At 64.4% G+C, this 23,450-nt stretch carries 28 protein-coding genes and 1 riboswitch; of the genes, 12 read left to right on the top strand and 16 right to left on the bottom strand.

All coding sequences use genetic code 11. The features are described from left to right. Positions 1-33: 33 nt before the first annotated feature. The 4 genes from ABD648_RS11405 to ABD648_RS11420 all read right to left on the bottom strand — a co-directional run bounded on the left by ABD648_RS11405 (position 34) and on the right by ABD648_RS11420 (position 6,948). A complete protein-coding gene (locus ABD648_RS11405) occupies positions 34-1,941 on the bottom strand; it encodes a hypothetical protein (protein ID WP_282215075.1) in 1,908 nt (635 codons plus the stop codon). Further along, the gene (locus ABD648_RS11410; protein ID WP_282215076.1) at positions 1,938-2,888 is read right to left on the bottom strand and encodes a PD-(D/E)XK motif protein; all 951 of its coding nucleotides are present in this window, start codon (positions 2,886-2,888) and stop codon (positions 1,938-1,940) included. The genes ABD648_RS11405 and ABD648_RS11410 overlap by 4 nt, the downstream gene beginning before the upstream one ends. Before the next feature lie 17 nt (positions 2,889-2,905). Further along, on the bottom strand, positions 2,906-5,665 hold the full coding sequence (locus ABD648_RS11415; protein WP_282215077.1) for a Z1 domain-containing protein: 2,760 nt from the start codon (positions 5,663-5,665) through the stop codon (positions 2,906-2,908). A 134-nt stretch (positions 5,666-5,799) separates the two neighbouring features. Then, positions 5,800-6,948: a DNA cytosine methyltransferase gene (locus ABD648_RS11420; protein WP_344709104.1), complete on the bottom strand. Its 1,149-nt coding sequence runs from the start codon at positions 6,946-6,948 to the stop codon at positions 5,800-5,802. 274 nt (positions 6,949-7,222) lie between these two features. On the opposite strand from ABD648_RS11420, the gene ABD648_RS11425 reads away from it, so the two are divergent. Beyond that, the gene (locus ABD648_RS11425) at positions 7,223-7,459 is read left to right on the top strand and encodes a hypothetical protein (protein ID WP_282215079.1); all 237 of its coding nucleotides are present in this window, start codon (positions 7,223-7,225) and stop codon (positions 7,457-7,459) included. An 8-nt stretch (positions 7,460-7,467) separates the two neighbouring features. Here the strand turns inward: ABD648_RS11425 and ABD648_RS11430 are convergent, their stop codons facing one another. Next, the gene (locus ABD648_RS11430) at positions 7,468-8,085 is read right to left on the bottom strand and encodes a MerR family transcriptional regulator (RefSeq protein ID WP_282215080.1); all 618 of its coding nucleotides are present in this window, start codon (positions 8,083-8,085) and stop codon (positions 7,468-7,470) included. A 72-nt stretch (positions 8,086-8,157) separates the two neighbouring features. Here ABD648_RS11430 and ABD648_RS11435 point away from each other — a divergent pair, with 72 nt between their 5' ends. Then, positions 8,158-8,688: a DUF4188 domain-containing protein gene (locus ABD648_RS11435; RefSeq protein ID WP_282215081.1), complete on the top strand. Its 531-nt coding sequence runs from the start codon at positions 8,158-8,160 to the stop codon at positions 8,686-8,688. Positions 8,689-8,694: 6 nt separating this feature from the next. Continuing rightward, positions 8,695-8,802: riboswitch (TPP riboswitch) on the top strand. Beyond that, a complete protein-coding gene (locus ABD648_RS11440; protein WP_282215082.1) occupies positions 8,796-10,067 on the top strand; it encodes an MFS transporter in 1,272 nt (423 codons plus the stop codon). It overlaps the preceding riboswitch by 7 nt. 63 nt (positions 10,068-10,130) lie before the next feature. On the opposite strand, the gene ABD648_RS11445 is transcribed toward ABD648_RS11440, so the two are convergent. Genes ABD648_RS11445 through ABD648_RS11460 form a run of 4 tightly spaced genes read right to left on the bottom strand, consistent with a single transcriptional unit; the run spans position 10,131 to position 13,088 of the window. Next, positions 10,131-10,799 carry a class I SAM-dependent methyltransferase gene (locus ABD648_RS11445; protein WP_282215083.1) on the bottom strand — a complete coding sequence of 223 codons (669 nt, stop codon included), beginning with the start codon at positions 10,797-10,799 and terminating at the stop codon, positions 10,131-10,133. Then, the gene (locus ABD648_RS11450; protein WP_344709109.1) at positions 10,789-12,009 is read right to left on the bottom strand and encodes an MFS transporter; all 1,221 of its coding nucleotides are present in this window, start codon (positions 12,007-12,009) and stop codon (positions 10,789-10,791) included. Before ABD648_RS11450 ends, ABD648_RS11445 begins: the two co-directional genes overlap by 11 nt. Continuing rightward, entirely contained in the window at positions 11,997-12,758 is a 762-nt protein-coding gene (locus ABD648_RS11455; RefSeq protein ID WP_282215085.1) for a HesA/MoeB/ThiF family protein, read from the bottom strand. Before ABD648_RS11455 ends, ABD648_RS11450 begins: the two co-directional genes overlap by 13 nt. A gap of 60 nt (positions 12,759-12,818) precedes the next feature. Beyond that, positions 12,819-13,088 (bottom strand): ubiquitin family protein, encoded by a 270-nt coding sequence (locus tag ABD648_RS11460; protein ID WP_282215086.1) that lies wholly within the window; start codon positions 13,086-13,088, stop codon positions 12,819-12,821. 533 nt (positions 13,089-13,621) lie between these two features. Between ABD648_RS11460 and ABD648_RS11465 the strand changes: the two genes are divergently transcribed. The 5 genes from ABD648_RS11465 to ABD648_RS11485 all read left to right on the top strand — a co-directional run bounded on the left by ABD648_RS11465 (position 13,622) and on the right by ABD648_RS11485 (position 16,220). Further along, positions 13,622-13,858 (top strand): hypothetical protein, encoded by a 237-nt coding sequence (locus ABD648_RS11465; protein ID WP_282215087.1) that lies wholly within the window; start codon positions 13,622-13,624, stop codon positions 13,856-13,858. 23 nt (positions 13,859-13,881) lie between these two features. Beyond that, the gene (locus ABD648_RS11470; protein WP_282215088.1) at positions 13,882-14,112 is read left to right on the top strand and encodes a hypothetical protein; all 231 of its coding nucleotides are present in this window, start codon (positions 13,882-13,884) and stop codon (positions 14,110-14,112) included. Between the two features lie 182 nt (positions 14,113-14,294). Then, on the top strand, positions 14,295-15,452 hold the full coding sequence (locus ABD648_RS11475; protein WP_282215089.1) for a Cmx/CmrA family chloramphenicol efflux MFS transporter: 1,158 nt from the start codon (positions 14,295-14,297) through the stop codon (positions 15,450-15,452). Positions 15,453-15,464: 12 nt separating this feature from the next. After that, positions 15,465-15,749, top strand: a complete 285-nt coding sequence (locus tag ABD648_RS11480; RefSeq protein WP_282215090.1) for a hypothetical protein — start codon at positions 15,465-15,467, stop codon at positions 15,747-15,749. Positions 15,750-15,791: 42 nt separating this feature from the next. Beyond that, on the top strand, positions 15,792-16,220 hold the full coding sequence (locus ABD648_RS11485; protein WP_282215091.1) for a phosphatase domain-containing protein: 429 nt from the start codon (positions 15,792-15,794) through the stop codon (positions 16,218-16,220). A 51-nt stretch (positions 16,221-16,271) separates the two neighbouring features. Here the strand turns inward: ABD648_RS11485 and ABD648_RS11490 are convergent, their stop codons facing one another. Beyond that, on the bottom strand, positions 16,272-16,562 hold the full coding sequence (locus ABD648_RS11490) for a hypothetical protein (RefSeq protein WP_282215092.1): 291 nt from the start codon (positions 16,560-16,562) through the stop codon (positions 16,272-16,274). A gap of 77 nt (positions 16,563-16,639) precedes the next feature. Beyond that, complete coding sequence (locus ABD648_RS11495) at positions 16,640-17,218, bottom strand: TetR/AcrR family transcriptional regulator (RefSeq protein WP_282215093.1); 579 nt, start codon at positions 17,216-17,218, stop codon at positions 16,640-16,642. Positions 17,219-17,293: 75 nt separating this feature from the next. Here ABD648_RS11495 and ABD648_RS11500 point away from each other — a divergent pair, with 75 nt between their 5' ends. The 4 genes from ABD648_RS11500 (at position 17,294) to ABD648_RS11515 (ending at position 20,676) form a co-directional block, all read left to right on the top strand. After that, entirely contained in the window at positions 17,294-18,295 is a 1,002-nt protein-coding gene (locus ABD648_RS11500; protein ID WP_282215094.1) for an SDR family NAD(P)-dependent oxidoreductase, read from the top strand. A 112-nt stretch (positions 18,296-18,407) separates the two neighbouring features. Next, the gene (locus ABD648_RS11505; protein ID WP_282215095.1) at positions 18,408-19,427 is read left to right on the top strand and encodes a type IV toxin-antitoxin system AbiEi family antitoxin; all 1,020 of its coding nucleotides are present in this window, start codon (positions 18,408-18,410) and stop codon (positions 19,425-19,427) included. Positions 19,428-19,443: 16 nt separating this feature from the next. Further along, positions 19,444-20,223 carry a hypothetical protein gene (locus ABD648_RS11510; RefSeq protein WP_344709115.1) on the top strand — a complete coding sequence of 260 codons (780 nt, stop codon included), beginning with the start codon at positions 19,444-19,446 and terminating at the stop codon, positions 20,221-20,223. A gap of 66 nt (positions 20,224-20,289) precedes the next feature. Continuing rightward, positions 20,290-20,676, top strand: a complete 387-nt coding sequence (locus ABD648_RS11515) for a VOC family protein (protein WP_282215097.1) — start codon at positions 20,290-20,292, stop codon at positions 20,674-20,676. A 3-nt stretch (positions 20,677-20,679) separates the two neighbouring features. Here ABD648_RS11515 and ABD648_RS11520 read toward each other — a convergent pair whose 3' ends face one another. From ABD648_RS11520 to ABD648_RS11540, 5 genes are all read right to left on the bottom strand, one after another. After that, entirely contained in the window at positions 20,680-21,114 is a 435-nt protein-coding gene (locus tag ABD648_RS11520) for a hemerythrin domain-containing protein (RefSeq protein ID WP_282215098.1), read from the bottom strand. A gap of 400 nt (positions 21,115-21,514) precedes the next feature. Next, positions 21,515-22,006, bottom strand: a complete 492-nt coding sequence (locus ABD648_RS11525) for an SRPBCC domain-containing protein (RefSeq protein WP_282215099.1) — start codon at positions 22,004-22,006, stop codon at positions 21,515-21,517. Further along, positions 22,003-22,338 carry an ArsR/SmtB family transcription factor gene (locus tag ABD648_RS11530; protein WP_282215100.1) on the bottom strand — a complete coding sequence of 112 codons (336 nt, stop codon included), beginning with the start codon at positions 22,336-22,338 and terminating at the stop codon, positions 22,003-22,005. The genes ABD648_RS11525 and ABD648_RS11530 overlap by 4 nt, the downstream gene beginning before the upstream one ends. 37 nt (positions 22,339-22,375) lie before the next feature. After that, a complete protein-coding gene (locus ABD648_RS11535) occupies positions 22,376-23,149 on the bottom strand; it encodes a 3-keto-5-aminohexanoate cleavage protein (RefSeq protein WP_282215101.1) in 774 nt (257 codons plus the stop codon). 3 nt (positions 23,150-23,152) lie between these two features. Further along, the gene (locus ABD648_RS11540; RefSeq protein WP_282215102.1) at positions 23,153-23,380 is read right to left on the bottom strand and encodes a hypothetical protein; all 228 of its coding nucleotides are present in this window, start codon (positions 23,378-23,380) and stop codon (positions 23,153-23,155) included. Positions 23,381-23,450: the final 70 nt, after the last annotated feature.

The raw sequence follows: 23,450 nt of genomic DNA on the forward strand, positions 1-23,450 counted from the left end.
GAGTGTGGAGCAGGAATCCTGAAAGGGCGCGACTCAATCGCCGGCATCGATAGCACTCGCATTCATCTCGATGAGCAGCGCCCGACGGGCGGGTCCTGTAATCGTGACATTCTGAGTGACATCGCCAACGGCTCTCGCGCTTCCTTCTCCAAGGTCGAACGCGTACTCCCAGCTCACGGCCAGCTCCTCAGCTGGCACCGGCGTACGCGCACCGTCATCGCCGACTACTGAGACGTTGATGTCGACGAGGAACTCGCCTGAACCGTTTACGGAGAAAGTCGTCTGTTGACGTTGGCGGCCATCATCGAGTGTCTGCACCAGGCGCGGCGGTTCCACAGTGATCAGCTGTCGGCGCATGTCGCGGCGAGCTCCGCCAGGGTTCGCTCGCGGAGCGCTAGGACGCTTCTCTTCCACCGCGCTCGGGAGAAGCATGCCGAACATGCGTGCCAGCGCTCCGACACCGCGACGAGCAGCGTCAGGCGTGTGGATCGACGTCGGCTCGGGGATCGCAAAGGTCTCTCGGAGGATTGCACGCACGCGGTTGCGCATCGCGCGGATCACGAGTCCAGTCTCACCGCCGGCGTTGCTTACCCACATGTCGTGCGCCGGAGGCTCCGCCTCGGCGAACGTTCTGTCCCACTCCCTCGACGATTTGAACACCGCCATCCAGTCGAAGATAGGCGATGCTGTGTGATCGGACCAGTCGTCAGTAGTGACAACGAGCTCGGCCTGGTCGCGCATCAGCGCGATGCGCTGAACTGATTCCTCATCGCGTGCTGGATCTAGATCGTCGTCGATGAGCACGGTCTCGAGGGCTTTCATTCGCTTGACTACCGCGAGATGACCGATCGTCTTCCGGTTGCGTATCACGTCGTGCACCTCGACAGGCAGACCGGACGGTGCCATTACGGGCGCCTCATCCCCGCGCACTCGCGATCGGATGGCATTCAGTCCCGCCCCCCAGAACGCGAGCGCCCCCACTGTGTCGGCGACAATCTGGATCTCACTGTCGTGGACACGAAGCTCGACCGGCATCGGGGGACGCTCGGACCCAGGCTCCACAATCAACTTCGGCCAGAGGTGACGGCGTATCGCTCGCCGGGCCTCATCCGCGAACTGGATCTCGAGCGCTGAAGGGTCACCGTGCCTCAGCTGACCGAGATCGGGTTCATTGAAGTCACCGTCACGAGCAACCGTGATGCGCGGATCCAGAATGAGCAACGACGTGCCGGTATCACTCCCCTCGAAGTGATGCCCGAACAACCGCTCTCCGTACGCTTGGGCAACGTCGCCAACCAGTGGTGTGACCAAGTCGCCCTGGCCCGCGCCCCACCAGTGCCGTCCAGTGAACTGCTCCCCCTCCGTCACGTACGACTCGTGGAACGCCGACACGACTAGCCGATACTCGAGGGCGCCTGCCGAATTCCTGCATCGGCTCCAGAACACCACCGTTCCCTGGCCGCTATAGGCGTACGCAGCCGTCTTCCCGAAACCATACGTGCCGCCGCCTTTCCCATCATCCCGTGGTACACCGACTTTGAGGATGAGGTCCTGGAAATTGCATGGCTCTCCGCTACGTGTCGGCGAGAGATCTGTTGGACCGTCGAGTCCAACAGTGCCTCGATCGAACACCTCGAGAATGTGAATGTTCTCCACTTTGGGCACGCGGTGTTTTCCGGTCACGCGCCGTCCTGCGTCGAAGAGTCGATCAATATCGGCCCTGAGACGGAAGTCAACGCGCCGAAGGTCGACGCCGTATCGGGGAGCCCTCTCGCCAGTACGTGCGTCCCAGCTGTTCTGCGCTGTCTCTCGAATCAGCACCTCCAGCGGAGACAAGTCTGTACGCCCAAGCAGCCGATCGCCTCCGGTGCCATCCATATCCCCGGCCTTGAACTGCTTCGAGAACCAGGAAAGCCGTTCGATCGTTAGCGTGGAACTCACAGTGTCTCCAGAAGACGCGAGTACTCGACGTCGTCAAGCGGACGCGGGCAGGCGTCGAGAAGCAATTGGTAGGTAAGCCTGGCGACACCCTTCAATGACATCGTGTCAAGTCGGGAGGCGCGGATCCCGGGGAACTCATCGTCGACCTTGTGCAGTCGGCGCTCGACGATAACCAATCGGAGCGTCTCGTCGACATCCAGGGGTTCGTGGTCGTCAGTTCGTCCGCGTAGGGCATCGATGTCGACGCCGTCAGCCCCAAGTGCGTTGACGATGTCCGCGATCGTCTCTCCATCTACAGACTCCTCGACGCGAAACGAGATGAGATGCAGGTCGTGTCCGTGGGGCGGATCGAGCTGAAATGCGCCGTGGATGGTCACGCTCGGACTGCCCGTCCCGCTATAGGTTTTCACTTCAAGCGCATTCACCTGCGCGAAGTCGTGCCGGTGCCCGGCGGGCCCGCGCCAGAGAGCGTGAGCACCCACCCCCCGCTGGGCGACGAGGTCGCGGAGGACGGTGAGTTCGCCGAAGAGTCCGATCACTCCGCTACGGCTCACTGATGACCGCGCCGCCTGAAGTGCGCGACGCCAGTCATTCACCACCTTCGAGACTTCGAGGTACACGGAGCTGTGCGTAACCTCGACGCGGTCAAGCACCTCACCGATGAGTGAGAGAAATGTCGTCCGGAGCGCAGGATCAGGACAGTCGATCTTGATACGTTCGCGCAGGCTGTCTTCAGACGGCGCGATCCAGCTGACAGGTAGCAAGTCTCCCAGCCTCGGCTCGATGTGTGGAAGGCCCTCGGGGCGGTCCACAACGAACGACAACTGGTCCGCGTAATCGAGCACCAGGAACGCCTCGCGCATGTTCCAATCGGGGCCTAGACGGCGAGCCTTGTTTGATCCGAGCGTGGGACTCTCCTGAAGCAACGCGGCCAGCGCAGCTTCCACCCTCGAGGATCCGCGGCTCATAGCCCGGTGTCCTGCGCCGCAAAGTCCGCTTCGTCATCGACGATCTCACTCTCGCCATCCTCGATCTCCTCGTCGCCGGGGTCGAAGATCGACTTGAGTGTGACCGCGTAGTGATCTCCGTCGCGCTCGAACTCGGCAGGCGGAAACACCACTGCGATTCCGATCGGATGATCCGGGGCTTCCATCGATCGACGCGTCGTGGTGGAGACCGTGGCTGGCTCTGAATCTTTTCCGATGGCGTATAGGATCACGAGCCCGTTGTCGGGTCGAGATCCGCGTCTGAAGCTCTTGACCGCCTGGACGTCGCTCTTCTTCAGCTCTTTATATGCCGCACGGGTTGCATCGTCGAGAAGCCCGTTCCGATCGAGAATCGCGAGGTCTGCCGTCGAATCTGCGCTCGACATTAGTGCCCGGATGTTCACGACGCTCGCGCCAGCCCTGATCGCATCCTCGAAACGACTCTGGTCCCAATCCTTCAGCGGCGCACGGCTCACGACGTTCACCCGGACGCCCTCGGCGTATTCAAAAGTCGCGTTGTTGCTGGCCGGGCCAGAGATGAGGAGAAGGTCCCAGGATTTACCATCGCCGTGCTCACCGGTCCACCTCCTGATAGCCACCGGCTGCAAGGCGACATCGACTGGGAACACGCCATACCGCTCAAGAAATTCAATGAGGTTGGCGTGCGAGAGCCCTTCGAAAAGGTGCGCAGCTGGTTGGCCAGCAGCACCGCCAAGCGAATCGATACTGGCCCGCGTGCCGATCGCATTCTCCACGATCCGTCGGGCTGCGCCCTGGGTGCGTTCGATGCCCTCCGTCGAGCTGTCAAGGTAGATCGTCTGCCTACGGTTCCCTCCAAGGCCGGTGTGCACGAGGTCGACGAAGTCCATCTTCCCGGCGCCCGTGATCTGAAGCCTGCCTTTGTGGGCTCTGACCGGGACTGCGATATCTCGAGGGGTCATGCCTTCACTGATCATCACCGCGATGTCTTCGCGAAGTTCACGTTCCACAAGGGCGAGATGAGCGTAGTCGTCGAGCATTCCAGACGCCGCCCACACACGAGCAAGATCGCGGTACCGCGGCCGAAAACCGAACCACCGTCCCATCTGCAGCAAGGTGTCGTACGCATTCGATGTGCGCAGGAAGAAGGAAACGACGAGCCCTTCGAGGGTGAGGCCACGTGAGAGCGTCCCACCGCCGATCGCGATCACGGTCTGGGGCTCATCGTCAGGGTAGGACACCCGGTTGTCTGAAGTCCCATTGTCGACGCGCACCTGGACGTTCGAGATCAAGTCCTCGACGACAGACCAGACATCTGACCAACTGGGAACGCTCTCCTCGCCGCGAAGCTCCGCGGCACGATCGATCTCGGCGTGGAAGGTCGATTCGAAACTGTCGTGGCGACGGTCCCCCTCGAGCGCGACATCTTTCAGGAAGTCGACAACAGCGTCACGAAGACGGGCGTGCGCTTCTACACGATGCGACGTGTGGAGGAGCATCGAAGAGTGCTCCTCCTTGCCTGTCCGTAGGCGTCGAATTGCGGTCGCGAGGAGGAACCACCTAATCGCCTCGGCGAGAGCAGAAGTGATCTGAGGGTCGTAGTCACTGAGGTCCCGCCCCGAGGGTGCGAGAACTGCAGCTTCGTCGTCGGAGATCGTGCGAGCTAGAGCATCGGAGGCGATGCCCTCTTCGTCATCGAGGCTAGACGTGTCGAAGTACGTATCGGCACCCATGTATCCGATGGGGCGAGGTAGTACCACCGCGAAATCATCCGGGTACAGATCGTTCTCATCGTTCGGGTCGGTGAAGATATTCGCGAACGGAGTCGCGGTGTAGGCGACGTATGTCCCGGTCTTGACTTCGGCCCAGATATCGCGAATGCGCTGATTGATCGTCGAGACGAGGTTCTTCGCACCCTTGGTGTTGGGGGTCGCCTGATCCGATTCGTCGTCGATGATGAGCACTGCGCGAGAAAGGAGAATCTGCGGATCGCTCTTCGAAATGCTCTGTAGATAGTTGAGAACGTTGGCCAGACGCTTCTCGTTCTTCTTCACGACCATGACGATGGCGTTGGCCTGATTGCCCACCGGGCTGACCGGATTGATTGGCGCGATATCGGAGTTGACATCGGTGAGCGGGTACCACGCCACCCCGCCGTCCTTGAGCTCTCGAAGCCTCAGATCTCCATCGAGACGAGCTTGTGTCTGCGCTCGGAGGTTCGAGTGCATGCCCGCAAGAACGATGACGATTCGGTAGCCGGCGTCGACTGCTTTTGCGACCAGACCCGCGTAGTTCGCAGTCTTCCCCGACTGAACGTAGCCAACGACGAGGCCTTTGCGCTTATCCCCTCGTTTGAGCGGGTTCGCGCTCTGCGACAGAATCTGGGAGGTAGAGTCATCGACCCCACCGATCGCGTCTGAAGGCAAGCGCGACTCGAGCTTGGCGCGATAAGTCGGCCATATGCCCTTTGAAGTCTTGGGCCCGCTGTACCACGCGGCGCGGCTGGAGTCTCCGATCAGATTGTTGTTGACTGCGAGCTCTTCAATCCGCTCACGCTCCGCAGCGAGGTAGGCGCGATACTCGTCGGGAAAACCCGGATTCATCGTCGCGAAGGTGGCGAGGAGCTCGGCATCCCGCGTCTCGGGATCGCGTCCTGCCTGATCTGCCTGCAACGCCTCGAACATCGTCTTCAGCTGCGTAAACCCAAATCCGACCACGACGTCCCCCTGACGTTCACGAGGCTCCGAGCGAGCACCCATGGCTCCTTTTCTACCGGAAAGCTCTGACATCACGAGACCTATCCGAAACGCTCGTTCCCCTCGAGCTTATGGTCCGCCGGCCAACATCCGCTCTTGAATTCCTCGTCGCCGGAGGACCACTACAGCCCAGAGACTCATGCAGCTCTGCTACGGCGTGATGCCAGCATCTTGTTCACGTCAACGTTTGCTTCGATCGCCGGGTAGTCGATGTCCGCGAAGGATTTGAAGAGTGCTGTGAAGATCGCTTCCGCACCCTTGACCGGGACTGCCATCCCGACCTGCTTCCGGACGCTGTCCTTCAAGCCGTGGAACACGAAGCTGTCCGGGAAGGACTGAAGTCGCGCTCGTTCACGATTGGTAAGAGCGCGATTCTGCGACCAGTGATACATGTGCGAACCGCCCCCACCACCACCGGTCACCGTGTATGCCGGCTTGGAGGCTTCGAGTCGCTTGTAAGTGGTACTGATCGTCGTCCGCGTCTTGATCTGCAAACGCTTGGGCATGATCTCAAGTGCCCGAGGAGAGAACGCATTCTCGCCTGGCAGCAGATAGCTCAAGCGATCGATAACATCCTGCGATTGCCTCGCGTACTCATGGTTAGGAGCGCCAACCTCAATACGAGGTGCTGTCAGAGCCGTCATGACGGATACATCACGGTCGGCGTAGATCTCCGGGGATGGGACCCGGAAGATGGTGTCGAGGTCATCACGGATTCCGACGATGACGATCCTCTGCCGCCGTTGAGGGACGTCGTACTCGTCGAAGGAGTAGAGGTGGGGCACGAGACGATAACGCAGCCCCTCGGCGGGCTCCTGCAGGTGCTCGAGGATCTGTTTGAACGCTTCTCCCTCGTTAGCTCCTCGGAGGCCGGATACATTTTCCGCCACGAACCATTTCGGTCGCTTCGTGGCCAGCACCTTCACGCCGTATGTGTACAGGGGACCGTATTCGCCGTTTAACCCTTTCCACTCGCCGACCAAGCTGTAGTCGTTGCAGGGGAATCCGAATGCGAATCCGTCAATAGGGCTGAGGGCCTCGATGTCCAGATCGTGAACGTTCTGATGAACGACACCACCGCCACCAAGCGGCAAGGCGTCAGACGACTCAACAACCACGGCCCGCTGCCCGTATTCAGGGACAAGAATGTTGTGGTGATAAGTACGGCACGTATCGAGGTCGTAGTCGTTCGCCCACGCGTGTCGAAGGTCGACCCCGGCAACGGCATCGGCCGCCCGGCGCGCGCCCATCGCCATCCCGCCGGGCCCACTGAACAGTTCGCCCATGCGGAACTGATGCTCGGACAAAATTGCTCCTCTGAATCTGATGTGCTTTCAGCAGCCTACCGCGAAACCGCGGCGCCAGCAGCGCGACAGCCTCCAACGCTCGCATTCGCAGATTAGTTCGAGCCTCTGACATGGCCGCCGCAGGCGCGCTACCGGTTACCTCAAGGCACCTCGTGGTGAGCACCGGACGTGTCTGATTGCAAGTTGCCGGTCATCCGGCACTCGTCTCACCCCCGACCTAGGCCGGAGCCGTACCCACCGCTAGGTTCGAGGGATGGCCCGGATCCTGAAGCTCATCCAAGGCGACCGCGAAGTCAAACCACCACAGTCAGAAGTGGATGCGTACGTGCAACTGGTCCACGACACGGATGGATCGCTGCTCGTTTATCTCTACAACTACAAAGAGGGCGGCCCCGCTCCGGGGGACAGCCCGACGCAGAGCATGCATTTCGATCTCAATGCTGCTCGAGCGTTCAAAAGAGTGCTGGAGGAAGCCTTCGGCCCGCTCTAGGCCGATACCTACAAGTCAGGCTCTTTCGCAAATCGCTCCCCCGAGCTAACCTGCTGCGCCACCCGCCGCAACGCCAACAACAACGGCTCCACCAACACCGACCCCAACACCACATACCGCACCGCTGCCTCCGCAGACTCCTCCGGCACCCCCGCGATCTCGGCATCCGCGATCCGCCGCATGCTCGCGAGGTACTCCGCCATCGCGGCATCCGGCACGACGAACCCCGCGTTGTCCAGCCCCTGCAGCGCACGCGCAACCGCGCTCAGCACCGCTGGATCGCACATCCCCGGCTTCCATCCGAGTCCTTCGACGAGCCGCTCGGCCTCCGTCAGATCCAGCGCTTCATCCACCGGCGGAGTGATCGCCCCATGCGCGGCACCCAGCAGCAGGTGCGGACTCTCCGGCGGATCATCCAGCGCCGCCAGAACCCGCCGCGTCTCGGCGATGCTCACCCCCGCATCGAGCAGCGCGCGGATCACCCGCAGCCGCTCCACATGCTTCTCGCCGTAGGCGGCCTGGGTCGGCGCAGTGCGCTCTCCCTCGGGCAGCAGCCCCTCGCGCAGGTAGTACTTGATCGTCGGCACGGTCACGCCCGTCTGGGCTGACAGTTCGGAAATTCTCATGGCCACCTCTTGACTTCGATAGTAGCGCTATCCATTATAGATAGTGAAGCTATCCAATCAGGAGGAGTCATCATGTCGAAAGTCATCACGGGCCGCATGACCCACCGCCACGAGGGCGAGCTCGTCGTGTTCCACATCGGGATGCAGATCAACCGCTGGTGGCGACCCGACCTGTGGCTGCCGACCTTCTTCGCCATGCCGCCGATGCTGCGCGAACTCTCCACCGACCCCGACTCGGGCATGCTCGGATACCAACTGCTGTTCGGATCCGGCGGACCCTACGTCGTGCAGTACTGGTCGTCGGTCGACAAGCTCTACGCCTACGCGTCCAGCCCGTCGCAGGAGCACCGACCCGCCTGGACCCGCTTCAACAAGATGGCGCGCAAGGCTCCGGGAGCGGTCGGCATCTGGCACGAGACCTTCCTCGTCGACCGCGCCGAGAGCGTGTACGTGTCGACGAAACCGATGGGGCTGCCGAAGGCGACGGAGATGGTCGAGGTCGGCAAGCGGCACGACCGGGCGCAGGCGCGGTTCGCGGAGGGGCGGACGGTGCCTGGCCAGGCGCAGTCCCCGGAGATCTTGAGCGAACCGCGCCTCCCCTAGACTTCCTTCCAACCACAGGGGAGTCCCGGCAGGGGCTGAGAGGGCGCTGACGCAGCGCCGACCCTCACACCTGATGCGGGTCATGCCGCCGTAGGAATTCGAGTCATATGTCGCGCCTCTTCACCGAACCCGAGACGTCCTCCCGAGCACGAAAGGCCGTTCGCGGCGGATTGCTCGGCAACTTCGTCGACCAGGTCGATATCTTCCTGCCGGTGATCGCGCTCGCCCCGGCGGCCGCGGTCGTGCTCGGTCCCGACCCGGCTCAGACTGGCCTGATCTTCGTCGCCACCCTGTTCGGACGCCCGCTCGGAGCCGCCATCTTCGGAAGCCTCGCCGACCGCTACGGCCGCACGAGCACCACCAAGATCGCGATCGCCGGCATCGCGATCACAACGCTCTTGATCGCCCTGATCCCGAACCACGACGTCGGTGGTGAAGCAACCCTCTGGGCGTTCGTCGCCCTCCGTTTCGTCGGCGGCATCTTTCTCGGCGGCGAATACTCCGCGGCGATCCCGCTCGCCATGGAATGGTCTGCCCCACGCCAGCGCGGCCTGCTCAGCGGCGGCATCATGGCCATGTCCCCCCTCGCGAACTCATTCATCGCCGCGCTCACTCTGACGCTCCTGCAGGTGCTCGGAGCCGACGACTACGCGATGTGGGGATGGCGGATGCCGTTCATCGCCGGCGCCCTGCTCGCGGTGGCGATGCTCGGCTACTACTCCGTCGGGGTCCACGACTCCCCGGTCTCGACGAGCGTCCCCCACCGCACCCGACCTCTGGCCGACATTCTGGTCGGACCGTTCCGCCGCCAGCTCTGGCAGGTGTTCACGCTGATGACCGGCCTCTGGCTGTTCACGCAGATGGCGATCCCCGTGCTCACCGGCCTGTTGAGCAAAGCACCCCAGATCGGCCCGACCACCGTGCCGCTCATCATGCTGGTCGCCACCCTCGTCTCGGCTGCGGCGATGATCGCCAGCGGTGCAATCTCGCAGCGGATCGGACGGCGCCGCTTCTTCGTCGCCTTCGGAGGCCTCGCGATCATCGCCGCTCCGCTGGCCCTCATGTGGGCGATGTCCTCGCAAGGCGCTGGCGCTGTGCTGGCCGTCACCGTTGTGCAGCTCGTCACCGTGTCGGCCTACGGCCCGGTCGGCGCCTATCTCGCCGAGCGCTTTCCCGTTTCCGTGCGATCGAGCGGATACGGGGTCGGCTACTCGCTCTCCATGGTGATCCCGGCGCTCTACCCGTTCTGGCTGCCCGGATTGCAGAGCACGCTCGGCGCGGGCACTGCGGTGGCCGTCGTGCTCGCCGCGGCGTCTTCGCTGCTCATCATCGGCGCGCTCCTCGGCCCCGAACCCGACCGCGCTGCGCCGTTGGAGTGAAGGGCGCTTGGGATGGGGCCGCGAGAGCGCGCAAGGCTCCGGGAGCGGTCGGCATCTGGCACGTCACCTCTTCGATCTGGCGATGGTGATCCAGTCTCGAACGATGCCACCTGGCACCGCTGTTCGCGGTAAGTCGACCGCGATAGGCCCTCTTTCGATCTCATAATCTGCGCTCTCGAGCAGTTCAACGCACCCCGCGAAGGACAGATAGACCTTGTGCACTCGGTCGTCTGCGTAGGTGAGATGCACGTTCGCTCGTTCATCGAGGGCAGCCCGGGTCCACCCGGGCCACGGGTCGGTGCCGGCGGCGGTCCATTGAGTAGCGACGAAGCCGCCGGCACGCAGCATGTCTCGAACTCGATTCAGTTGAGCCGCGGTCCTGCCGAGGTCACCATGTACCAGGACCCGCGAGATCACGACGCCATCGAAATGCTCTTGGTCCGAGAAAACATCCTCGAAACTTCCGAGGAAGGCGCGGTTCGCCACCCCCGGATGCTCTGCTGTGAGTCGATCCATGGCAACCCTCGACAACTCGCAACCAACGACATCGAGGCCGGCGGCAATAAGTGGCAGAAAGTTCCGGCCATCTCCGATGCCCACATAGAGAATTCGTTCCCCAGGGTGAGCGATTTCGAGCACTCTGTCGACAATCGGCAAGGAGGGGCGCGGGGGCCCGTTGTGGATGGTGTACTCCCAGTCCCAACGGTCACGTGCGTGCGAATCAGTCATCATCGAACCACCCTCGGCGGCTGACCCTGGACGCGCGCAGTCCGGCGATGACGATGCCGCAGCCGACCGCGACACCGAGACCCCATGCGCTGGGGCCGACTATGGCACCGAATATCGAGGGCCCCACGACATTCTGCAGTTGTCCGCCGAGATTCATCGCGCTCATGTCGGTGGTGAGCGCGTCACGTCGGCTCAGTTTCACCATGTAGACGGCCAGGGCAGCTGAGTGGAGGATCTCAGCGAGAATCTGAAACAGGATGAGAGCGACCAGTGCGATCATCCCCATCGCGTTCGCCGTCATCGGCAGTGTTGTGGACAAGAGCAGCACGGAGGTGCCGAGGATGATTCCGGATGTCGCCCATGCGATGGCGTGGCGAGCGCCGACCGTCACCCAGATATTGACCTTCTCTTGAATGAGCGCGACAACGGCGGCGTTCACGATGAAGGCGACCGGGACCACCCAGGCGAAGTCTTCCCAATGAGTGACGACCAGCAAGGGAAGGTAGACATTGAGGAGCGTTCGGTGGAAGGAGAACACGAAGTTCTCCCACGTGATGTTCAGTCGTCTCGGTGAACCGAACGCCATCTTGATCGAGCTCCAGGATGCCAATGCAGATGGTCGCACGCGCGCGTCCGATACGTCTCGGCTGCGCAGAGCAGAACGGTAGACGACGATGACAGCGACGAAAGACGCTGAGTTCACGACGAGGACGAGGGCGAGCGGCCAGCCGAGAAACATCGTGAGACCGCTGAATCCTGCACCGAACGCATATCCCACGTTGGCAGGCAACGCCATCCGACCGAAGAGGCGGACAGCCTCGTCGTTCTGGAGGGGTGCAGCGATGATGCTGCGAGTGAGCGAGGCCGCAGAGCGGTCGACGGCACCGAAGACTGCGGAGTACACAAGGAATGCAGTGTCGCCGCTCACGAGAATCCACCCGAGCATTCCGGCGGCACGCATCCCGTAGGAGATGGTGAAGACGCGCAGCGGTCCGAGCCGATCGGCGAGGTGGGCGACGGGAACTGAAGCGAGCGCGCCGGTCACCGCGGAAAGGGTGAGGCCGATCCCGACGGATACCGGGCTCACGCCGCCCTGGGTCGCGAAGAAGATGGCCGCGGCGCTGACGAATGCCCCGGTTCCTACTGCATCCACCCCGGTGCCGATGAGAGCAGCGCGGTGCACCGTTCTCGCCGTGACAGTCATCCGCCGCATGCCGGGCACTCGGCCCGTTTCTCGATCGGAATGCGGATGAAGTCGTTCTGGAAGTTCGAGAAGGACATGAGATATCCGCGGGCGAGATCGCCCTTGTCGAGGATGATCTTGAGTACTTCATTCGCGCCCATGACTCCGGAAAGACCGGTGGCGATCCCCCACACAGGAACAGGTCCTCTGCGACTCTCGGGCAGGTCCGGATACACACATTGGAGACAGGGGTCTTCCTCGCTCACCATCGTGAACACGTAGCCGTATCCGAACTGGGCGCTGACGTGAACCATCGGCGTGCGGTTGCGGAGAGCGAACGCATTGCAGAGGAGGCGCTGCTCCGGCCCGTCTCCGCCTTCGAGTAGGACGGAGTAGCCTCCGAGGATCTCGTCGATGTTGTCGGGCGTGACCTTGTCGGTCGAATAGGAGACCTCGATGGACGGGTTCAGTTCCCGCAACTCTTCCGCCGCGGCTTCTGCTTTCAACCTGCCGATGTCGTGTGTGCGGTAGAGAATCTGACGGTTGAGGTTGCTGAGTTCGATGTCGTCGAAATCGATGATGTGAAGGCGTCCTACACCTGCGGCAGCCAAGTAGTAGAGCAGAGGAGATTTCACACCGCCGGCGCCCACCGTGACCACGCTGGCCTCGGACAGGAGCTCTTGCCCGGCATCTCCGATCTGGGGCATCAACAGCTGGCGGTTGTATCTCGTGTCCTGAAACTTCATGCTTTCTTCCCGCTGAGAATGTACGACGGTCATGGCCGGAAGGGTGCGGTGGCCGAGCACCGAGCCCAGCAACCGCACCCTTGGCTACTTCTTTCAGCCGTCACACGGAGCGACGACGCACACCATCACGCGTGAACTGTCGTCGACCTGATCGTCAGGCCGGGCGACTTTGCCGTCGACGAGAATGCGCGCATAGCTGTTCACCTGCTTGGTCTCCGCATTGATGAACGCCCGTTCGATCCGGCTATCCAGTTCACCGAGGTCGCGGAAGATGTCTTCCACAGAGAACGGTGTCTGCCGTTCGATCTCGAACGTGCTGCGATCCAGACATGCTTCGGCGACTCCCCGCAGTTCGATCTGCATGGTGATGCTCCTTTCATCGGATGGATGGACTCGCGCCGACGCCCAACACGGCGACGGTGCTTCGAATGACGACGACTCGTTGTCACCATCACACGAAGAGTCCATATGGATGACGAAATCACACATATGACTACACTGCAATATTCTGGAGAGGCACCATAGGAGGCCTCTTCGTCGTGCTCGAATCTCATATCGCAGATCACCGGCACGATCTCCTCCTGCACCCGCTCACGCAGCCCGGTCTCAGTGGTCGTCACGACCGTCCTCGCCTGCTCCGGCACGAACCCCTCGCGCATCCCGGCCGACGTCCCGAGCACGGCATCCGCCATCGCCTGCGGCATCCCCGCAGCCCAACCAGCACGGCCGCGAGACCCGACGCACCGTCGAGCCCGACCGGCACGATCTCGCGCGCGTCTGCGACGCGTCTGCGACGCGTTTAAGGCGTAGCAGCACCTGCAGCGTTTCGTCTCCTCGCTTCGCTCGTCGCTCAACGACCAGGCCCACTACTGCGGGATGTTCGCGACAATAGGTCCATGTCCCTCCGCACGAACCTGCAATCGCCAGCCACTCGCTGGCCGACGATCGCGGTCCTGATCGCGTCAGGGGTCTCGATGCTGCTTGTCATCGCCACGCTTCTGTCCGTTCCGGCGATGCTCGTCGGCGCAGCCGTCCCATTCGTCGCGTGGATGCCGTACCTGTACGGGGTCGCGATCGGCGCTACCGTGTTGTCGACCCTTGTGCTTCAGCGGCGTTCGAGCAGGAACGTCTGAGAAATGCCGATTCAGGAGAGATCATGACCAAGGCCGTCGACACTGAGCAGTCCTGGTTCCGGACCATCACCCGACCGGCCTCACGGATGATCTTTACGGTTCTCACGCTCGTCGCATTCTTCGCCGGCATCGCGCTCGGCGTGGCCCTCCCGGAACATCAGCTCTGGTTCCAGGTGCCCGCCGTCCTGATTCTGATGACCTGGTTCATCGTCATGACGCTGCACTACCGTCGAGCACGGGCGCCGCGCGCGTAATAGAGTCGTCCCCATGTCGAGTCCTGAGTCAGACAGGTCAGGGGCTGCCGGTCACACCGCCAGCCCCCGGATCCGCTGAACCCGACGCCCGCTGTCTGTGCGGGCGCCGATCTGTCGTCCCCGGGCGATGGCCGTGGTGACCAAGAAGCTCCATTTCTTGATCTTTCACCTCGGAGTACTCGATGCCTTTCTCTCTCTATCTGCTTGCCCTGGCGGTCTTCGTCATGGGCACCTCGGAATTCATGCTCGCGGGACTGCTGCCCGCCATCGCGAGCGACCTCGACGTCTCGGTCGGCACGGCCGGCCTGCTGACCTCGGCCTTCGCCGTCGGCATGGTCGTCGGTGCACCACTCATGGCAGCCTTCGCCCGCCGCTGGCCGCCACGGCTCACGCTGATCGCCTGCCTGCTGATCTTCGCCGGATGCCACGTCGTCGGAGCCCTCACCCCGACGTTCTCGATCCTGCTGCTCACGCGGATCCTGAGCGCTCTCGCGAACGCGGGATTCCTCGCCGTCGCGCTGACCACGGCCACATCGCTCGTCCCCGCCGACCGGAAGGGGCGCGCTCTGGCGGTCCTACTCTCGGGCACGACCATCGCCACCGTCGCCGGCGTCCCCGCGGGCGCGCTGTTCGGCACCGCGCTCGGATGGCGGTCGACCTTCTGGGCGATCGCCATCCTCTGCCTGCCGGCGGCGCTCGGGGTGCTGCGCGGCATCCCGGCACGAGCGGGGCGTGACGCACCATCATCGCTTCGGCAGGAGCTGCGCGAGCTGACCTCGCCGCGCCTCCTCCTCGCGATGACTCTCGGAGCCCTCGTCAACGGCGGCACTTTCGCGGCGTTCACCTTCCTGGCCCCGGTCGTCACCGACGTCGCCCACCTGGATGCCGGATGGATCTCGGTCGCGCTGGTGCTGTTCGGTGTCGGATCGTTCCTTGGCGTGACCATTGCGGGACGACTGTCGGACCGGCATCCGGGTCTCGTGCTCGGCATCGGCGGACCGCTGCTGCTTGCCGGCTGGGTCGCGATGGCCCTGGTCGCATCGCACCCGGTGCCGCTGCTCGCCCTGGTGTTCCTTCAGGGGATGCTGTCGTTCGGTGTGGGCAGCACGCTCATCGCACGGGTGCTCTACGCGGCATCCGGTGCTCCGACGATGGGCGGGTCGTACGCGACGGCCGCGCTGAATGTGGGGGCGGCAGTCGGGCCGGTGCTCGGCGGATTCGCGCTGGCGACCGGCGCGGGGCTGCTCGGGCCGGTCTGGGTCGCGGCCGGGCTGACAGGTTCCGCACTCGTCGTCGCGTTGCTGTCACGACGCGTGCACGACCGCCGACCGAAAGCCTGAGAGGATCACACAGTGAGCGCCACCGTGACGATCCCAAGAGGGACCACCGTCATCGTCGACGACGGCAGCCACCACGACCTCATCCCCGGCACCTGCCCGGTCCATGCCACCAACGCGTCCGGACAGCCGGTCCCGGCCGGCGATCGTCCTCACTTCCTCGAGGTCGATCTGCCGACCGCCGGCACGACCGGCATCGGCGTGATCCTCGTCCGCATCCCCGCATACGAAGACGTGTTCCCTGTGCAGACCGTCAGCGGCACCGTGGAGTTCACGATCAACAGGTCGGGGACGCACTGAAAGCACGCGCCACGAATTACGACAACCCACTACCCTCGCACCATGCCTCATGATCGTCCGCGCGCCTGGATCTTCGACGTTGACGGCACTCTTGCGCTCATCGGCGACCGCTCGCCGTACGACATGCGCAAGGTCTCGATCGACACGCCGAATCATCCGGTCGTGCTCGCAGCCCAGGCCTTCGCCGCACACCCCGACGTCGACGAACTCATCGTCGTCTCGGGCCGCGACGAGACAGCGCGGCGTGCGACCGAAGCCTGGCTGACATTCAACGACGTCCCTTTCGATCGGCTTCTTCTCCGCCGCACCGGAGACACGCGCCCCGACCACATCGTCAAGGCCGAGATCTACGACTCCCGCATCGCGCCTCGCTTCACCGTCATCGGCGTCGTCGACGATCGCCGCAGCGTGGTGAAGATGTGGCGGTCTCGCGGACTGGTGTGCTTCCAGGTCGCCGAGGGCAACTTCTAGCACGGCTGGAAAGGCGTTTCGTGCGAGGCAACCGCTCACGGTCGCCGCAGGTCAATCGATTCGCTTCTGCACTCCCGCATCCGCGCCGTATCGCTCCGCGAACGCGCGAAGATCTCGTTGAGCTCGGCGACGCTGAACCACGCCCATCGCCGCGCCGATCAGCACGACGAGCACAAGTGCAGCACGGATGAGGTCGGGCCCGCCGATGATGAGAAACACCACCCAGAACACGGCGAGGACCGACGAGATGACGATCTGATACGTCGCCCAGGATCTGCGCCGCTGCAGCTCCATCCGCTGCTGGATCAGTGACAGCGTCGGCTCGTCTGCAGACTCAGTCATGGGCAGAGCCTAGCGTCGGAGCGGAGCCGACGTTTCGTCTCCTCGCTGCGCTCGTCGCTCAACGACCGGGAGGGTGCTCAACGACTGGGAGCCGCGATCCCCCGCAGCAGCACCGCCACAGTCGCCTCGACCCGCGCCTCGTCCAACGGACGACCCAGCAGCGCGGCGTAGCTCGCCATCGCGACGAACTGGTCCGCGATCGCGGCGGCATCGGCATCCGCCCGCACATCGCCGGCGTCGACAGCCAGCGCCATCCGCCCCGACACCCACTCGCGGATCGGCGCGGCGAGCTTCTCGTTCAGTGCGAGCCCGAGCTCGGGATCGGATGCCGTGATCACGATCAGCGCTCGCGCGATCGCGACGCCGTCGGCATCCGCCAGCGACGCGCTCATCTCGGAGAACCAGGCGCGCAGATCGGCGGCGAGGTCCGCGGTGAACGGCACGGCGACATCCGCGCCGGGCAACCCGCCTTCGAGCAGTGCTTCACCGAGGATCGCGGCCTTCGACGGCCACCACCGGTAGATGGTCTGCTTCGAGACGCCCGCGGCATCCGCCAGCCCCTCGATCGTCACCGCCTCGTACGCGTGGCTCGACAGCGCAGCGCGCATCGCGTCGAGCACCGACTGGCGGGCTTTCTCACTGCGGGGACGAGGCACCATCCGAGCGTACTCAGGCGTACACTGAAATATAAGTAGACGCACCGTTGCGAAACTCGAGCAAGGAGAACGAGCATGGCCCTCACCGCACACTCCACCATCGGCGACTGGATGAACGACCCGACCGGCGGACCGCTCATCCGCGAACTGTTCGAGAAGACGGGCGCCGACCCCTCCCTGCTGACTCCCGTGCTCGGCCTGCCGCTGCAGCAGCTCGTCGCGATGAGCCAGGGCGCCATGCCGCAGTCGATCGTCGACGACCTCGTGCGCGCGGTCAACGGCGGCGAGATCCCCGCGGACGACGAGTCCACGGGCTGGACCGAGAAGCCCACCTCCGGACGCTTCGCCGGCAAGACCGTGATCGTCACCGGCGCCGCTTCCGGCATCGGCAGGGCCACGGCCTCGCGCATCGCGCGCGAAGGCGGACGCGTGATCGCCAGCGACATCGCCGCCGACAAGCTCGACGCCCTCAAGGCTGAGCTCGCGGATGCCGACATCGTCACGGTTCCCGGCGACCTCACGAAGCAGGACGCGATCGACGCCGTCCTCGCCGCGGCGGGCGACCGCATCGACGGCCTCGCCAACGTCGCCGGCATCAACGACGACTTCTCCCCCGCGGGCGAGACGACGGATGCCGTGTGGGACCGCGTCATCGCGATCAACCTCACCGCGCCGTTCAAGCTCATGCGTGCGGTGCTCCCGGTCATGGAGGCGGCGGGTCGCGGCGCGATCCTGAATGTCTCGAGCGAGGCCGGCCTGCGCGGCAACTCCTCCGGCAACGCCTACACCGCCAGCAAGCACGGCATCATCGGCGTCACGAAGTCCGCCGCGTTCATGTATGGGCCGAAGGGCATCCGCGTGAACTCGGTCGCTCCGGGCGGCGTCGCCACCGGCATCCCGATGCCCCCGAACATGTCGGAGTACGGCTCCGGCCGCCTGGGTCCGTTCCAGCAGGCGATCCCGACCGTCGCGACGGCCGAGCACCTCGCGGCGTCGATCACGTTCCTGCTGTCGGACGACGCGGTCAACATCAACGGCGCGATCCTCGCCAGCGACGGGGGATGGTCGGTGCAGTAAGCGGCGTGCGCTAACGCGTCCGTTCCAAAACCTCGACCCGAAATCGAATATTTTCCTCGACTAAGGATTATGCTCGGAGGATAAATCGGTGTTGAGGATAATTGGAGGGGCGATGGAGGGCGACCTGATCGACGCGCTGCGCACGCACGCAGACCGATACGGCATCGGGCTCTCCGGACTCGAGCCCCTTGCGCGAGGCGAGGACATGACGGTCGCAGAGGTTCGTCGGGGTCGCCAGGCCCGCGACTACCTCGCGGTGATGAGCCCGCACATGAGCATGCCCACCAACTACCCGAGCGAAAGGTGGACCGGACACCCGCTGCTCCTCCTCGGGGCGAAGATCACGCCGCGCAATGCTGATCGCCTACGCCAGCTCGGCGTCAACTTCCTGGACGCGAACGGGAACGCATATCTCGCGTTCGACGACGTGCTCATCGACGTCCGCGGCCGAAGTGGAGACCCCATCGCAGCGCTGCATCGAGAGAAGCCGGCCGCGTCGAATCTCTTCAGTCCGAAACGAGCCCAGGTGATCTTCGCCCTGCTCAGCTGGCCTGACATCGTCAACGCCAAGCTTCGCGAGATCGCGGACACCGCAAAGGTGTCTGTCGGCTTCGCTCAGAAGACGCTCGTCGACCTGGAAGCGGCGAACTACCTCCAAGCGTTCGGGGGCGGGCGGCACGGCCGACGCTTGAACAACGTCGATGCCCTCGTGGACGGCTGGGTCGCTTCGTTCCCTGCAGGACTGGGTTCACCGGAGAACACGCGCGCCTTTCAAGGGAGTTTCGATCCGGACGGGCTTTCGGAGGACGGCCCGGAGATCTACCTGAGTGGCGAAGCAGCTGCCGAGTGGATACCGCGCCACACCACCTGGAGCCTCTACTGCGACGACATCCCCCGTCAGGCAGCAGCTGCCGGGAGGTGGACGGCACGCGCGAGCAACCCCAACATCTTCGTGCGTCCACTGTTCTGGAACGCGCCGCAGGACGATGTGATGAGGCGCGTTCGGATCGCTCCTCCCCTGCTGGTCTATGCCGACCTCATCGCCTCGGGGGAATCCCGCCAACGCGAGGCCGCGGAGCGCTATCGTTCGGAGCATGTTGGACTTCACGCGCGTAAGCCCCCGACTGTTTGACGACGTAGAGCTCGTCGTGGATGAACTCACCGCGGCGGCACTCGTCGAACCGGAATGCATCATGCTCGTCGGGGCTCAGTGTCGAGACATCCTGCATCGGGCGCTCGGGCACACGAGCGTCACCCGCACCACAGGGGACCTCGATTTCGGGATCGCTCTCGCGGATTGGGATGCCTTCGAGCGGATCGACCGCGCTTTCACCCGCGACGGCAGCAGCGGCATCCGCTACCGGATCGCGGGTGTCCTGGTCGACGTGATGCCCTTCGGCGCGGCGATCGAAGACCCGATCGGCATCTCGAATCCGGGCGCGCGCGAAGAGGACCTCGTGGTCTTCGGCTTCGAGGACGTGTTCGAACATGCGCTCCCCATCGATCTTCCCGGCACAGGCCGCAAGATCCTGATCGCGTCCCCGGCTGGATACGCGGCGCTGAAGCTCCGCGCATGGGTCGACCGTTCCGAATACGGAGAGTACAAGGATGCCGAAGACATCGCCACAGTCCTGAGCTGGTACTCGGTGGCGGACGCTGTGCAGGATCGAATCTACGGAGACGAGATCGACGTCACCGAACAGTACGGGTTCGATGTCGATCTGGCTTCGGCGCATCTCCTCGGACGCGATGTTCGAGGTCAGCTGTCGACGAGCAACGCGGAGGACTTGGCCCGACGGTTGGCCGAATCGGAAACCCGGGAGTTCACCTCAGCCCTGAGCACCGAGTCGTGGGATGCGTCACGAGGAGTCGAGGTGTCGCGTGCCCTTCAGGCCGGCCTCGCCGAAAGGGCACTCGAACGCGGTTGAGCGACCGCGGAGGGCTGGCCGTGCAAGGGGCTGGTCACCTCATCGGCGATTGCCTACGCTCGCCCTATGCTCGCCATCGTCTCGATCGTCATCCGCGTGAATGACCTGCCTTCTCAGCTCGAGTTCTGGAAGGCCGCTCTCGACTACATCGAGCGCGATGCGCCTGAGGACGATTGGGCCGTGCTCAAGCCGCGCTACGCGGATGCTCCGTGCATCGCGCTCGACGCTCATCACTCCGTACGCGTGCTGCCCCCGCGCATCCATCTCGACGTCTACGCCGAGGATCAGGACGCTGAGGTACGGCGACTCGTCGAGCTCGGCGCGCGCGAGGTGCCCTGGGACGGACGACCGGACGACGCCGACTACATCATCCTGGAAGACCCCGAAGGCAACCGCTTCTGCATCGTCGACCGCCCGCACTGGCCGGGCTGGCAGCGCATCCCCGCGCGCTGAGCATCACAGCGGCCCGAGCACCCTCCCCGGATCAGCATCCAGCTCCAGCGTCTCGAGCACCGACAGCAGCTGCCGCTCCTCGAAACGGAAGTGACTCTCCATGATCGCCGCGATGCCCTCGAGATGCCTCGACAGCTCGTCGGGTGATGCGGCCGAGTCCACCGCGGCCTGCAGTCCGCCGATCAGGTGCCCGATCATCGAGTGATCCTGCTCGAGCTTGCGCAGCGTGTCGCGCAGTTCCGGGTGCGCCGCGGCGATCGCCGGGAAGAGCTCCCGATCCTCACCCTCGTGATGCCCCGTCAACGCCGCGCAGAAGCCATGGCAGAACAGCAGCAGATCGCGAGTTGCCGATCCGCCAGGTGGTTCGCCGGAAGCGAGAGCCTCCTGCGTGACCGACAGTGCTTTGCGCAACCGCTCGTGGACGCTGCGCAGTTCCATACTCCAGGCCACGAGCCTGGTCTTCTCGCCCTCAGTCACGTGAGGGCGAAGGGGTCGACGTGTTCATCGTCGTGCTCCTTCGGATCCCACGCCTCCATGTCTGACACAGCCTGCCACCGACACGCGACGCTCCCGAAAAACTAGCACGACCCCTCTTACCGATGAGGAACCCGGCGGGGCTCATTTCGTCTCGCTGGCGCTCGCTCAACGACCGGGGAGGGAGAGGACCGCGCCGGTGGGCGACGGGCCCGACGATTCGCGGAGAAAGAGACGAATCACGGAGGAAAGTCCGGAGAAGTCTCCGAGATTCGTCATTCCATCCGCGATTCGTCCGCGCCGACTCCCCCGCCAGACTCCCGAACGAGTCAGACCAACGCAGGACCGCCGGGGACGCTGAGCTTCATGCCGAAGCCTCCTTCTCGACCAGTTCCGCGAGCGCCGCGGTGACCGAACCCCAGCCATCGAAGAAGCCCAGCTCCTGGTGGTGCGCGCGCGCCGCGGGGGTTCCGTGGCGCACGACCACGCGGTAGTCCGTGCCCTCGGGGTGGTCGCCGAGGATGATCTCCGCGGTCATCGCCACCGGCTCCGGATCGGCCGGACGCCACGCGCTCGTCACCGCATTGGTGAACACGAGCCGCCGCCCGTCCTCCACGACCAGGAACACCGAATCGGTGTGCGGCACGAACTCGCCCCCGTTCTCGCTCATGCGCGTGACGAAGCCGCCGCCCGGAGTGACGTCGAGTCGGTCGACCCGGGTGACCATGGGGGCCGGGATCCACCACTTCTCGAGCCGCGCGGGCTCCGTCCATGCGCGCCAGACGTCTGACGGCGATGCGCGGATCACACGCTGCAGGCTGAGGTCGTGGTCGGGGTCGATGGTCATGTCGGTCATGATGTCTCCTGAGGATTGGCGAGGAAGTTCTCGAGGCGGTCGGTGCGCCCCTCCCAGAGGCTCCGCTGCTCGGCCAGCCAGTCATCGACGACCGCCAGCCGCTCGCGGTTGAGCGTGCAGGTGCGCACCCTGCCCGACTTCGCCGTGCGGATGAGCCCGCTCGCCTCGAGCGCCCGCACGTGCTTCATGAAGGACGGGAGGGTGATCGGGAACGGACGCGCCAGGTCGCCGACGCTCACGGGGCCGCGCCCGAGACGGCGGACGACTTCGCGTCGGGTCGGATCCGCGAGGGCGAGGAAGACCTCGTCCAGCGGCTGCGAATGGTTAGCCATGCGGAACAGTATTGCGGAAACTATGCCACAAGGCAAACTATTCGGTCGGACGCACCGGCATCCGTCCGACCGCGGCCCGCACCATGGCGGCGTTCGTCGAGGCCGGCATCCCGTCGGGCAGAGTCAGCACGTCTTCGAGACCGATCCGCGAATCCAGGCCCAGCTCGACGGCGAGGTCGAAAGCCGCCCACGCGGAACCCTCTTCGCCGTGAAGGAGGATCGGGATGCCCGGCTCCTCGGCCGCGACATGTGCGATCAGTCCCTCGGCATGACCGCGCACGACGTCGGCCGCCTCGTCAGGAAGCTCGATCAACACACGGAGGCAGTCACCGCGAACGGGCGACCGCCGCCACGCCTCCAGGCCCGAGGAGTCCCAGATCCCCGCCTCGATGCCGACGCCGCGGCGGAGCAGCAGCGCAGCCACCTCGTCGGCACCGGCCTCGTGCCAGTTCACCGAGGCGAAGTCCGGGAGCTCCGTCCATCCGGCGATCGCGGCAAGGCGCCGCTCGACGTCGGGTTCGGCCCAGGCGCCGGTCGTCACGCCGACGGCGATGCCGGGGCAGGCCGCTCGCACCGCGCGGAGCCACTGCGCGACATCGTCACCCTCCAGGCTGTCGCGACCGCGTTCGTCCTTCGCATGCACGTGGATCGCACCGGCTCCCGCAGCCACCGCCTGCGCCGCGTCGCCCGCCACGACCGTCGCATCGGTGCTCAACCACGGATGCTGCGCCACATCTCGCGCGCCGTTGACGCATACCTGCAGGAGCATGCGACGGTCCGGCTGACCGTCGGCATGGGTCTCGAGAGGCACCCCTCAGCCGATCAGGTCGCGGGGATGGACGGCATAGGCGCCGCTGTCGGGCGAAGGACCCTCTTCCGTGCGCACGGTGTGGACGACCTGACGCGCGACGGCCGCTCCCCGCCCGACCTTGACGGCCTCGGCCTCGTTCAGGAAGCTCGCGCCCAACGTGCGCGATTCCCCCTCGATGCGGTTGAACCAGATCCCGTCGCGCTGAAAAGTCTCGATGTCGCCTGCGGCCATGCCGTGTCCTTTCTCTCGCGTTCCTTTCTACGATGCGGCACCGACATGAGAGAGCCCCTTGACAGAGAAA

The sequence above is a fragment of the Microbacterium luteolum genome (assembly GCF_039533965.1).
Taxonomy (GTDB): Bacteria; Actinomycetota; Actinomycetes; order Actinomycetales; family Microbacteriaceae; genus Microbacterium; species Microbacterium luteolum.